The 13272-nt window shown below is 52.5% G+C and carries 7 protein-coding genes; 5 read left to right on the plus strand and 2 right to left on the minus strand.

Annotated elements, in window-relative coordinates; genetic code table 11:
• Positions 1-77 precede the first annotated feature (77 nt).
• Positions 78-3734 (minus strand): S-layer homology domain-containing protein, encoded by a 3657-nt coding sequence (locus MKX42_RS19135; protein ID WP_340753889.1) that lies wholly within the window; start codon positions 3732-3734, stop codon positions 78-80.
• A 144-nt stretch (positions 3735-3878) separates the two neighbouring features.
• On the opposite strand from MKX42_RS19135, the gene MKX42_RS19140 reads away from it, so the two are divergent.
• The 5 genes from MKX42_RS19140 to MKX42_RS19160 all read left to right on the plus strand — a co-directional run bounded on the left by MKX42_RS19140 (position 3879) and on the right by MKX42_RS19160 (position 11802).
• A complete protein-coding gene (locus tag MKX42_RS19140; RefSeq protein WP_340753890.1) occupies positions 3879-5984 on the plus strand; it encodes a bacterio-opsin activator in 2106 nt (701 codons plus the stop codon).
• Between the two features lie 18 nt (positions 5985-6002).
• Positions 6003-7649 carry a helix-turn-helix domain-containing protein gene (locus tag MKX42_RS19145; RefSeq protein ID WP_340753891.1) on the plus strand — a complete coding sequence of 549 codons (1647 nt, stop codon included), beginning with the start codon at positions 6003-6005 and terminating at the stop codon, positions 7647-7649.
• Between the two features lie 120 nt (positions 7650-7769).
• Positions 7770-8732, plus strand: coding sequence for an ABC transporter substrate-binding protein (locus tag MKX42_RS19150; RefSeq protein WP_340753892.1), 963 nt, complete (start codon positions 7770-7772; stop codon positions 8730-8732).
• Positions 8733-8744: 12 nt separating this feature from the next.
• On the plus strand, positions 8745-9512 hold the full coding sequence (locus tag MKX42_RS19155; RefSeq protein ID WP_340753893.1) for a (2Fe-2S)-binding protein: 768 nt from the start codon (positions 8745-8747) through the stop codon (positions 9510-9512).
• Positions 9513-9741: 229 nt separating this feature from the next.
• Positions 9742-11802, plus strand: coding sequence for a methyl-accepting chemotaxis protein (locus MKX42_RS19160; RefSeq protein ID WP_340753894.1), 2061 nt, complete (start codon positions 9742-9744; stop codon positions 11800-11802).
• A gap of 81 nt (positions 11803-11883) precedes the next feature.
• Here MKX42_RS19160 and MKX42_RS19165 read toward each other — a convergent pair whose 3' ends face one another.
• On the minus strand, positions 11884-13152 hold the full coding sequence (locus MKX42_RS19165) for a hypothetical protein (protein WP_340753895.1): 1269 nt from the start codon (positions 13150-13152) through the stop codon (positions 11884-11886).
• Between the last annotated feature and the right edge of the window lie 120 nt (positions 13153-13272).

Here is a 13272-nt window from a genome sequence, read left to right on the forward strand (position 1 = left end):
CACCAAACAAGCCTGTTCCTGCTTTCATCCGCAGGAACAGGCTTGTTACAGACTAACTATAAGCTTCAATGTAAGGCTCAGCTATTAATCCATTGCAGATATTGCAGCAGCCGCCTAATCATTACTGCGCTCTCTGCGCGGGTTGCCGGCTCCTTAGGGTTGAAATCGCCTGCGGGGTCCCCATGGATAAGTCCGGCTTGCGACAGCAGGACCACAGATTCAGATGCCCATGCTGCAATGCTGTTCTGGTCGGAGAACACTTCAGTTCCGGACGATTGGGGCAGCTTGCCTGAGAAGTTCAGCGCCCGGGCCATAGCTACAGCCATCTGCTCCCGCGTAATATAATCCTCCGGCCTGAATAAACCCTTCTCGAAGCCGTCCATGATCCCTGCGGTCTGGATCATGCCGACGGATTCAGCATACCAGGCTTCTGCCGGGATATCTGCGAACGAACCTACCGATGGACGGGCATGAAGTCCAAGAGAACGCACAAGCATTGCTGCAAACTCACCGCGCGTAACCTGTTGCGAAGGGGCAAAGGAAACGCTGCTTATCCCTTCAACAATCAGCTTATTGGCAAGCAGTTCAATGTCAGCCTGTGCCCAATGTCCAGCCGAATCCGCAAAGAAATATCCGGACGTAACGAGCGCATATGCACGGTTAAGCGGCGTGTAGACTATAGCCCGGCCCGCCTGCCCTTCAACGTCAAACACGGCAGGTACATAATGAAGCTCCTGGTCATTATCCACCCATACCACAGTTGTTGTCCCCGGATTGGCTGGTGAGGCAAGAGGAAGGATATGTCTGGTGTACAGAGGACTATAGCTCTCTGCCTGGACACCATCGATATCAAGCGTGAAGTCTACAGGACTGCCGAGCAGCTTATAGCCCTTCTTGATAGAAGCTGCCCTGAAGCTGTCGCTGGTTGCAGATGCGGCTGTGCCCATTCCGACTGTAAGGATCTTGCTGTCAGGCCACTGATCTAACGGGTCAAGCCGCAGCTCGAAGCCGATTCCATTTACTTCAATGGTTAACGAAGCGCCCGGCCGTTGTTGTAACACCTCCCTCAGAACGGAAAGCGATACATCAACAAATGCAATATCCCTGCTATTCTCGAGCTTGATCACAGCTTCCTTGTCTGAAGCAAACGCCTGGACTATAAAAGCATCATCAAGCCTGACCCGGAGCGCCGACCGGCCATCATCCATGGCTTCAAGCGTTGCTTTCGCCAGAAGCTCCTGATCATTAGCAGTAAGCCGGATCAGAACAACGCCAGGATTAGGCGGGCTCGAAACGACAATTGCTTCGTGCACAATCGAGGGCTCCTGAGTTGCCGTCGGCGTCGCTGTTGGTGTCACCGTTGGCGTTGCTGTCGGCGTGGCCGTTGCTGTCGGTGTCGCTGCCGGCGTTGCCGTAGGTGTCGCTGCCGGCGTTGCCGTAGGTGTCGCTGCCGGCGTTGCCGTAGGTGTCGCTGTCGGCGTTGCCGTAGGTGTCGCTGTCGGCGTTGCTGTCGGTGTCGCCGTTGGCGTTGCTGTCGGTGTCGCCGTTGGCGTTGGTGTCGGCGTGGCCGTTGCTGTCGGTGTCGGCTTCGGTGTTTCCGTTGGCACCGGTGTCGGCGTTGCCAGCAAAGTTAGATGAGTGCGGCCTGCATCTGCCGTTTGTCCTGCATACACATTCACTAGCTGCTCCATAGGCGCATAACCCTGTGCAGACAATTGGAGTGTATATACGCCGGCAGGAATCTCATCCAGCCTGTATACTCCCTCACTGCCGGTAACGGCACTGAAGCTGTCTATGGATACAATGGCTCCCGCCAGCGGTAAATCCCCCGTACCATAGACTGAACCGGTAATCGTCCCTGTCTGGACAGTGGCGGGAAGCACCGTGATCTCTGTCTGCGCCGTCAAGGCATTTTGCACAGAAGTAATGGTAATCGTCGCTTCGCCAGTAGCGACAGGCTCCACCTGCCCGTTCTGGTCTACGGTTACTACCTCCGTGTTACTTGAGCTCCAGGTGATATCCGGATTCGTTGCGTCTTCAGGCAGAACGGTTGCCTGCAGCCGGACAGAGGGCTCGCCGACCCTCAAGGTTAGCCGGGAGACATTCAGGCTAACACCACTGACCGGAATGAAAGTACGGATATGACCGTCTTCTATTCTGAACTGGTGCCATGCCTGAATCAGCCGGTCCTCATTGACCTCATACAGATCGAGATATTGTCCGGCAAGGACAGCAGGGATATCCGTGTCCGGAATATAATCTACCGCATCCACCAGCAGGGCACTGTCAAGCAGCGGCGGTGACATCCCGGTACTCCCCAGAACATAAGCGAAGCTGTCGCCGGACCGGTTCGGCTCAGCCATTATTGCCGTGGAGCCTACCACCTGGCCCGGATGAATCGCAAGCCTGCCGATTTCAAGAGCATACTGACTGACAACAAGCTGAAGATCACGTGAAGCGGTGGCCAAGCCCGCATCCGTTACTTGCAGACGAATATTGAAGGTGCCGGCCTCTGCGGGCGTACCCCGCAGTTCTCCACGGGTGCTGACACTGAGTCCTTGCGGAAGGCCGGAGGCACTCCAATTGAGACCTATATGTGCGCCGTCGAAGGCTGACAGGTCTACGGAATAAGGCTGCCCCTTGATTCCCCCGGGAAGCTCCTCCGTCAATACGGCAGGACGCAGGTAGGGATAACCGTTGTTAACATTATCATGAATGTTCCAGGTATGATTGAAATCCCATCCTGCATAGCTGCTCTGCTTCTTCATCTCCACAGTAGTCAGTGCCTTAATATCTATTGTGCTGCTTGTGAATAAATCCGCTCCACTAGTATTGATTCCACTGGCAGGAATTCCTGTTGTCGTCGTGTCAAAAAAAGAATGCTCAATAGTAGTCTCAAATCCAAAAGCTCCAATGCCGCCTCTCCGGGTATAGGTTGCAGCATTCGAAGTAGAGAGGTGTCCTGCGGCATAGGTGTTTTTTATTGTATTATGAAATTGGTAGCTTGTGATCCCGCTCGTGAACACAAAGTAATCGGGAGGCTCGTTGCTTATCTCGCCAGTCGAATAAGAATCTTCTACAGATCCATACCCCTGAGAACCCACAAGTCCACCGGCATACATATTGGGGGAGTTGGCAACAGTGACTGAGGCACTGGAGGATGACATTTTCAGGCTGGTATTAACAATCGCACCAGCTATACCTCCGGCAGCGGTTACCCTACCATCGGTTCCGCTTTTAACACTCCCTTGCGTATAGACCCTTTCAATACTTCCCCCGCTTTGATGCCCCACCAGACCACCAACCATGGAGCCGCCGCTTATATTGACATCCAGACCGAGATTTCGGATCGCACCGGTAGATTGGCCAAAGAAGCCGGTATTAGTGCCGCTGTTACCGGTTACCTCAACACCACTAATCGTATGACCTTGTCCATCAAAAATCCCGCTGAACGCAGCATAAGCATTCCCGCCTAGCGGAACCCAATTCACCCCGGATAAGTCAATATTCTTCATTAGGCGGATATGTGCACTCAAGTAATTCTCCTGATTCTGATTAAGATACATAAGCTGCTCTCTGGTGGACACCTCCGCCCATCCGTCTGTAACAGGCGGGATGCCATCCGCTTCATCGGAGCCGGAATCCGCATGGACCACTAAGGAATACAGTCCAAGCTGTCCTACGAGCATCACAATAACCAGCAAGGCTGCCGTTATAGTCAGGTATTTTTTCATTACAGTCTCCCCTTTGGCTACGATAATAATGGTTCAAGCATCTGCAAATCTGCCGAAGCTGCGGATCAAAAAATAGTATAATATATGAATTGAATCGAAAGGTCCCGTTTTTGTTTCAAATTTGAATAGAAAGTAGTGTGCAGCATGAACCTCTCTTCGGCTAACAGCAAAATCTCAGCTCAGCGGATCGTCGGCTTCAGCCGGGAAAAGAACGCCTTATTCCAATGGCTTGCTGCACCCGATGCCGGTTCGCAAATTTTCTCCGTCACGGGTATTGGCGGCATCGGCAAAACCACCCTGCTCACAGAACTGAACGCCGGAGCCCGCCGTACCTCCACGCGTACATTATGGATGGACGGACAAATATGCCTGCAGACTCCAGGTGCTTTTCTGTCCTGTCTGGAGATGAGTCTGGAGATAGAATACGGCCTGACACGGGCAACAGACGAGACGATGCTGGCTTATGCGGTACGGGAGTTAACCCGCCAGCGGACCGTACTGATTATAGATAACTGTGAGCATATAGATTATCTTGAAAGCTGGCTGCTGGCCAGTCTGCTGCCTAGGCTGGCCGAAGCTGAATGTCTGCTCATTCTGGCCTCCCGCCGCGGTCTGCCGACGAAATGGCATAGTCATCCCCTTTGGTCCAAGCGGATTCATTCCTATCCTCTGGAGTTGTTCTCCCGTGAGGAGATCTATGAATATCTGCAAGACAGCGGACTCTCACCAGCCCTTCAGGTTGATATCGTTCAGAAGACCGGAGGCCACCCCCTGCTGCTGGCGCTTACGCTGGATATGCTGCTCCGCCAGGAGCCGGAGAGACAGGAACGCGAATATCAGCTTCCGGGGATACTCAGTGCAGAGCTGCTGAAGGAAGCCTCCTCCCCCTTTATGTATGAGGCTCTGCAGCTGTTATCTCTTCTTCCTGCGGCAGACCAGACAATCCTGAACCAATTGCTGGCACATCCCCTGTCGGCCTCGGAATATGCGGAGCTGAGCCGATTGTCTTGTGTGCGTACCAGCATGAACGGATTATGCCTGCACCAGCTCGTATCGCGGATGCTGCGGGAAGACTACCAGCGGCGGGACCCAGGACAATATCACCGGATGCGGTCCAGAACGCTTGAGCTGCTCACCGGGAGATTCCCCGCGTCCAATACACTTCAGCAAATGCAGATTGCCGCCCATGTGCTGGAGCTATACCGCGAGCAGCTGCCGGTTACCGGCACATATACAGATTTCTCAGCCGTAAGGACACAGGAACGGCAGCGGGGGTATGAGCCGGGGGATCTTCCTTATCTGCACCGTTTTCTTGAGGCATCGCTGGCCCGATCGGACTGGCAGTCGGAGCTGATCGCAGCCGGTGAGCATCCTGCGCTGCTGGAGGATATTGCAGCGCAGGATCCAGGCAGTATTGTAGTCCTGTGTAACAGCAGCGGGATTCCGCTGGGATTCTCGGCAGGCCTGCGACTGCATGCACTTACGCTGCCTCTGCTCGACCGTTACGCGCCAGCCCATAGGGAACTGCTGGGAGAATTGGCCGGGTCTCTCTACAGCCTGCCCGCCGAAGCTGCGGATACACTGTTCATTCTGCTGGCAGCGGTAGACACAGAGCAGCCCTACTACCAGCCGGAAGAGCTGGGTGCCATGCTGCTCCAGTCGTGGCTGGTGTACACTTCCGGGGGCTTGCGCACCATTGTCGCGACAGCGGACAACCAGTTAAACCTGCTATTACCGCTTTTGGGCTTTCAGGAACAGATACAGTCAAGACCTAAGCAGGCTGCTCCAACAGGGCTGATTGTGTGGGACCTCGATTTCCGCCAGGTGACATTTGAGGTGTGGGTACAGCGGGTATTTCAGCTGGCTGTGCAAGCCCCGGAAGCAGTCCTTGCGGAAGAGCCGCAGTCTCTGGACTGGAAGGATGTCAAGCAGATTGTTCAGCATTTGTATAAGGATGCCCTGCTGGAAGAGATACCTTTGGTGCAGCGGCTTGGGCTTGCCGGAGAGTATGTACGTCAGCAGGTACAGCATATCCTGACGGATAAGCAGCCGCCTTATCCGCTCACAGAGCTGGAGCAAAGCTTACTGAGAGAGAGTTATTTGCAAAAGAACTACCGGAAATCACAGCTTGCCGAAGCTTTTCATATGAGCCGCACTACATTCTACCGTCACTCCAGGCTGGCATTTATCCACCTGGGGTATGTACTCACAAGGGTGCTGAGGGATATTGATCTGCATGGTGACAGATAGCGGAAGGGGGTGCGAAGAATGAATAACAACAACGAAAATCCTCCTGCAGGAGCCTTCGGACAGCTTGATCAGATGTGGTTCAGGCTTCGGAGCAGCGAGCAGAACAGCAGTCTCACGGGAGGGTGTTCACTCCGACTGCAATTCCTTGAATCGCATCTGCTCCTGATTCCAGTTTCGGGCCGGGGCTGGATCACTGTGGACGGCAAGTATGGCGAACTCAGAGCGGGAGCTGCCTTTGTCTGCCTGCCGGGGCAATTAATCGAAGCCTGCCTGGACGGTTCAGACGAACCGAATATATACATTTTGCGGTTTGATGTATTTAGCCAGCGGAATCTGCCTGTACAACCGGGCCGGATAAGCTCAACGGAGCCCCAGCTCCCCTTCTCACTGGAAGGTGAAACAGCGATGTCTTCAACTGTTACATACAGCAAACACTGTGAGGCTATCACCGCTTCCCTTGGCAGTACAGACCCCTTACAGCAGCTGCTTGCCCAGAGCAGATTCTATGAGCTGCTGTACAGTCTGCTCAGCGATGCCAGGCAGTCCGAGCCAGACGATACCGATACGATTATGGAACGGGTCAAGGCCTATATAGAGCAGCATTACCGTGAAGAGCTTTCGATCACCCTGCTGGCGGGCGAAGCAGGCATTAGCGTAAGGCATTTTATCCGGCTGTTCAAGCACAAATATGGTCTTAGCGCCATCGAATATCTTACCGAATACCGGATCAGACAAGCAAGAAGTCTTATGCTTCCGCATTCGAATTATGAATTAAAGGATATCGCCGCTTATGTCGGTTACAAGGATGTTCCTTACTTCCGACGCAAATTCAAGCAAGTTACCGGTGTAGCTCCGGCCACCTTCATGCGCAATGCCAAGCTCAAAATCGCAGTTTGTCACGGCAGCCTCATAGGGGCGCTGCTCACCCTGAATATTATTCCCTGCGCGGCTCCTGCGGACCATCCCTGGGCTGAATATTACCGGCGAAAATATGAGACGGATGCGGCGCTGCCGCTTGCCCAAGATGATGCTATCCGCATCCAGCAGCTTGCTTCCCTCCGCCCTGATTATATTCTGGGGCTGGAGCAAACGCTAAGTCCCGCCATGCAGCAGCAGCTTCAAGAGCTTGCCCCCACTTCGCTTGTTCCCCGGCTCCAAATGGATTGGCGGACGGAATTAAGCTTCATCGGACAATCTCTTGGCAAGTCGGAGGAGGCAGCGGCTTGGTTAGGCACCTATGAACGCAAGGCGGAAACAGTCCGTGCAGAGTTGGATTATAAGCTTACCAAGGGCAAGCTGCTTATCGCCCGAATATCCGGTCAGACCCTCACCGTATTGTCTAACCGAAGCCTGGCCGAGGTGTTCTACGATGATCTGCATTTCATCCCCGCTCCCCTTGTTAACCGCAAGCTAAGCCGTCAGACCTTGACACTTGTGGAACTGAAGTCTGCGGATGCGGACAAGCTATTGTTGATCGTAGACGGGGATGCCGCCTCTCAGGCCATTTGGTCAGAAATCCAGCATCAGGAGTTGTGGAAGCTGCCTGATCCCGCCGGATATTCGCGCGTTGAGCTTCTCCCTCCCTTCCCTTGGACAGAGTATACCCCGTTCACACAGGACCTGATTCTTGACCTCGCGCCATCTCTGTGGCGCAATCGGATATGAAATATTGGCGCGATCATCTATAGTCGAATCCAAGGGATTGTTTTATACTCCTAACAGTGATATTGATTCTCACTCTCATGTGAGATACAAGGTATCGAAACTCAGGAGGTTATAGAATTCATGCGACAGATAAGAACAGGAATTGCATTCTTTACGGCCGCTCTGCTAGTACTGGTAATGGCAGCTTGCTCTAATAACGCGGGACAGGCCGAGGTAGAAGCTTCAACAGAAGCGGACTTTCGTCTGGTAAACAGTGAGAAGGGCGAAATTAAGATCCCGGCCCATCCGACCAGAGTCGTCGGCCTATCCGTAGTCTACCCGGAGTTTCTGCAAGCGTTAGGCGTTACGCCCGTTGCTGTACAGAACTACCAGGAGGAGTTCCCGACTTATCTAGAGGAGCCCTTCAAGGATACGCTGAAGATGGGTATAGCCCAAACTCCGAATTTTGAAATGATTCTCTCTGCCAATCCTGATCTGATCCTCGCCCCTACATGGTGGTCGGCTAAGGATTATGACCAGTTGTCGGGGATCGCTCCGACGGTTCTGCTGCCGCAGCGCGATGACTGGCGGGATGAGCTGAAGGATATCGCCGGGGTACTCGGCAAGACGGAGCTTGCAGAGAAGGTAATTAAGGATCTGGAGGCTCAGGAGGCAGAAGCCAAGCAGAAGCTGGATGATCTGGTGGGTAATGAAACGGTGATGTACATGATGGTCATGCCGGGCAGCTTCGTTCTTTACGGGGATCAGATTGACCGCGGAAAATTCCTTCACACTACGCTTGGGCTGGAGATGATCCCGAATTTCCCGACTAAAGATCCTTCCTTATCCATCTCGCTGGAGAAGCTGCCGGAGTATAATCCCGATCACATCTTCCTTCAGTTGAATAACGAGGACGATGCCGGGGTGAAGAAAACTTATGAGGATCTGCTGAAGAGTCCATTATGGAAGAACATGACGGCGGTCAAAAAGAACCAGGTCTACACCATGGCCGGCAAGGATTGGTTCAACCTGGGGATGTCTCCTCTGGCTAACCGTTATGCGGTGGATGCGGTGCTTAAGGCCTTTGAAGGCAAGTCGAAATAAAGGGGATTCAGGATGTGCGATACTGGCAGGTTCCAGAGGGCTGAACGTTACTACATCTCCCCCGAAGCTATTGAGAACGCAGTGGTTACTTTACGACTGACCGAATTATGTATGCCCGCACATGCTGAGCATCTGCTTACCACTTATGCTTCCATGCTTAGGACTGAGGATAAACGTATAGCGGCAGCCATCTTCTGCACATGGATCGCCGGGATCTGCGGAGCCAAATACGCACTGCTCACAGCCGCAGACCCGCTGGCTCATGCCTTGCGACTGAATAACCTGTCTGTGCAGCTCATCCGCACGGAGGGGTATCCCGAATTCGCCTTTTTTATCCACGATCAGGGGAACGGGACCTATGACCAGGATGGAGATGGAAAAGAATTATCCGGCGAGCTCGGCATGTTCTACAGCAGTGTTGTCAGACCGGTTATTGACGCGCTTGCCGAGGCTTCACAGACCAAAGCGGTGATGCTGTGGAAGCATGTCTATAATCAGCTGTATACTTTTATCGAAGAGGATGCTCATAACGTCTCCTGTGAGTGCAGCCGCAGCCGGATCCACGGGCAATTCCAAGCTGCACACTGGGAGCTGACGCCAGAGGTATTCGGACTTCGCAGCAATCCATTCCGTATTACCCCTAAGTTCCGGACGGACCCCCACCCTCCGCATGATACGATATCTGTTAAGGCTACCTGCTGTCTGGCCTATAAGCTCAGAGCGGATCATGGCTATTGCGGCGGATGTCCTATACTTCCCGCAGTACCCGGAGAATTATAAGCTGAGACCTCTGCTGCCCGAGCCGGAATTGAGCTACAAGCTGCCAGAAGGCTACACCCTATTCAACTCAAATCAATGTCTGCCACCCTTCAAGCGGCTACCGGACCGGGATATTTTCCCATCCGGTTTTTTTATGCAAATTAACATCCTTCACTCTACAAGAATATCCGCCATATTCCGACATATTATTTAAGAGCTTTCGCTCTAATACATATCCGGGAGATGACCTATGTCACAGCTAATTCAAAAACGGCCAGTCCGTTCAACCAGCATCGCCAACACATTGGCCATTGTGCTGCTAGTCATTATTCTTGTCGTCTTCTCGATCCTGGGTACCTTCTTCTATTCCAGCACCCGAAGCATTCTAGTAAGCCAGCAAGAGTCGATGCTGATGACCAAAACGCAGGGAATTGTCAGCCAGTTCGATGCTCTGTTCAAGGAGAAGGGCTCACTGGTCAAACAAATGTCCACCAACTCGATTTTTCAAAAATATATTGAGAGCACTACAGCAGATCAAATCACCACTTCCCCCCACGCCGCAGAAGCACTCGCCACACTGGCGGACATTGTAAAGTCTGAGCCCTCCTTCGCCGATGCCTGGGTGGCCGGGTTATCCGGGAAGGGATATTTCCTCCAAAATGACGGTCTGACCTCTAAATCGGACTTTGATATCCGCGCCCGCCCCTACTTCAAGCCTGTATCCGAATCCAAGGGTCTCTACTATTCTGAACCTTACGCCGACGTCATTAGCGGCAAAATGCTGATGGGCATTTTCTATCCGATTCTGAATGAGAGCAGCCAAATGATCGGCTTCATTGCCGCAGATATTGCTTTCGATGACATCCCGCAGATCATGCAGAGCTACTCCTTGGGAAGCACCGGGTTCTCCATTCTGGCTACCCGCTCTGGCGATATTCTCTACCACCCGGATGAAGCCAAGGTACTGAAGGAGAAAATTACAGAGAGTCCGGGCGATCTAGGCGCCATCGGTAAAAAAATGATTAACGGCGAATCCGGCGTATCGCTCATTGATGATAATGGCAACCCCCGTTATATCGGCTATGCCACCAGCAAGGATACCGGATGGTCTGTAGGCTTAACCATTACCCGGCAAGAGGCGCTTAGCGAGCTGACGTCCTTCACCCGGACGACCATCACCGGTTTTGCTGTTGCCGCTTTGGTCCTGGTGTTCATCTGTTATCTCACACTGCGCTACCTGTTACGCTCCATTCCAAAACTGCTGGCCGCTATCCAACGGATTGCAGACGGAGACCTGACGGTTCAGCTCAATGATGCCTCTCGCAATGAAATCGGACAGATTGCTCATGGCATTGCGGGCATGGTCCAGAAGATTCAGGGCATGATTCAGGTGATCCATAACACGACTCAGGTGCTGACCCAATCCTCCCAGAACCTGCAAGCCATCTCTACCAAAACCGCGATAACCATGAACGAAACGGCTACGGCCATTAATGAAATTGCGAATGCTACCAACTACCAGTCCGTTGAATCGGAGAGCATTCTTCACAAAACCGGTGCGTTGTCGAATCAGATTGACGAGATCACCAGTGATGCCCAGACTGTAGGAACCATGGTACAGACCTCAGCAGAGCTCAGCAGTTCCGGTCTTGACTTGGTGGAGCAACTCTCCAAAGCTGCAGAAGACAATCACAGATCTACACAAGCGATGTCATCGCTCATTGAGGATATTGATCTGAGCCGTCATGAGATTTCGGGTATCGTAGGCACAGTGAATCAAATAGCGACACAGACCAATCTGCTCGCCCTTAATGCTTCCATTGAAGCGGCACGGGCAGGTGAACATGGCAGAGGCTTCGCGGTGGTAGCTGGTGAGGTGCGTAAGCTTGCCGAGCAAACAGCCCGGGCTACTGAAGAAATCTACAAGAAGGTCAGCGCCATTGAGGAAAAAACAAGCCTATCCGTAGAACACACTACTCTTGGCCTTACGATTGCGGAGGAGAATGCCAAATCTGTCGAGAATGCGAAGCAGGTCTTCTTCAGCTTGAACAGTGACCTGGAGGAGCTGAAGGTACGGATGCTGCAGATCAGCAATAACACCTCGATTGTCCACAAGCACAAGGATGAGATTCTGCAGGCGATTGAGGTCATATCTTCGACGACCGAGGAGAATTCTGCCTCCACTGAAGAGGTAAGTGCCAATACACAGGAGCAGCTCGGCAGTATTGAGCAGGTAGCTGAACTGTCCAGAGAGCTGAGCGACATCTCACAGAGGCTGGAGGAAGAACTGCGGCAGTTCAAGCTGGAGTAACGGGGTATGCAAAAAGATCGCCAAGTAAGAGATTCACCTGGCGATCTTTTTGTCATGCGGAGGTCTAAGCCTGGTTCGGTGCTATTTTAACATGTACTTGGTAATCGTCTTAGGCGCATAGCTCCTCGTGATGTACAGCTCCCCGCCTCCCGCATAAATGTAATTATGCCCGGTTTCGTAGTCGTGCCAGCTTGTGGAGAGATGATATTTGATCTGCAGGTTCGCCGGGTCCAGCACATAGAAATCCTCCTTGGCAATATCCCCCTCAAAGGTCTCAGGATCAACGACAGCCGGACGCTCCTGCCATTGGTACTGCTTCTCGACCGTAATCTCGCCCGATGGTGTTATCCGGCAGTACCATTCGCGGTCCCCGGCTTCACCGATCTGCTGCTTGCCGAGTAATTGGTTGTCTTTGCTGTACAATTTGTAGACGTTGTCGCTCTGGATCAGATAGTTGTTGCCGGTCGTATCGATCCGATCCATCTTGTTCACAGGACGCACCCACTTCTTGGTGCCGTTAGCGTCATAGCCGAATAACAGCCAGGTATCGCTACTGCTCATCTTAATCAGGAACGAACCGCCGCGAAGCGGATACACCTGGAAATCAGGATATTTAACTGCTTTGGGAGCGGTGTAGGTAACCAGCGGTTTCGTCAGAGCATCCAGACTCCGGTATACGCTGACTCTGTTTGTATCCAGCTCCTTATGTACCACATAGCCGTTCGGCAGCACATCAATCACCCCTGAGGCCCATTTGCCGGTCAGCTTAAGCTTGCGTACCTGCTTCCCGTCCTGACTGTACTCGGTAATACCACGAGAAGCTACATTGCCGCTAACCAAGGTTCGAATCACAATATTTCCGTTATCCAGCACCACCGGCGAGTAGGACCCGGTTATGGTTTTGGTCCATTTCCGTTTGCCGTTCGGATCAACAACGGTAAGATCATAGGGTTTGCCGCCCCACATTTTATAGAAATAGCTGTAGCCGTTACTGGCAGAATAAAAACCATTAGCAGTAAACGGCTTGTCGTTGGCCATGTCCGAATAGTCATATACCCAGTTGGCAGAACCGTTAATGCGGTCAATGGATGCGTACAACATGCCCGAAGACTTCGTCTTGGAAGGGGATACGGTTACGGTCTTGACCAGCGGAATGAACATCCGATTCTTACTCTGTAAGGTGTCTATAGTGCCCCAGAAGGTAACGCCATCCGGCAGCGTATAGCTCCATTCCGGCTTCGGGAGCTGTTCCATGACTTTTGCCGCAGATGAGCGCCCGGGAACCAGTACCTGTGCCGCCAGTAATAGCGCAAAGCCTGCGGTAAAAAATTTCAATCGTTTTGAATTCATAACTCCTATCCCTCTTTTACTATGTATTAATGTTCCAACCTGAATTATTATATGACCACCCAGACAATAAGGACAGGTTATAAATGGATGCTATCTAACCGGTGTGTCCGGCCGCTTTCC

This window comes from Paenibacillus sp. FSL R7-0204 (genome assembly GCF_038002225.1).
Classification (GTDB): Bacteria; Bacillota; Bacilli; order Paenibacillales; family Paenibacillaceae; genus Paenibacillus_AQ.

Coding starts and splice junctions, on each gene's coding strand:
- MKX42_RS19145 (WP_340753891.1), top strand. CDS start 6,003: ATGAATAACAACAACGAAAATCCTCCTGCAGGAGCCTTCGGACAGCTT.
- MKX42_RS19165 (WP_340753895.1), bottom strand. CDS start 13,152: ATGAATTCAAAACGATTGAAATTTTTTACCGCAGGCTTTGCGCTATTA.
- MKX42_RS19150 (WP_340753892.1), top strand. CDS start 7,770: ATGCGACAGATAAGAACAGGAATTGCATTCTTTACGGCCGCTCTGCTA.
- MKX42_RS19140 (WP_340753890.1), top strand. CDS start 3,879: ATGAACCTCTCTTCGGCTAACAGCAAAATCTCAGCTCAGCGGATCGTC.
- MKX42_RS19155 (WP_340753893.1), top strand. CDS start 8,745: ATGTGCGATACTGGCAGGTTCCAGAGGGCTGAACGTTACTACATCTCC.
- MKX42_RS19135 (WP_340753889.1), bottom strand. CDS start 3,734: ATGAAAAAATACCTGACTATAACGGCAGCCTTGCTGGTTATTGTGATG.
- MKX42_RS19160 (WP_340753894.1), top strand. CDS start 9,742: ATGTCACAGCTAATTCAAAAACGGCCAGTCCGTTCAACCAGCATCGCC.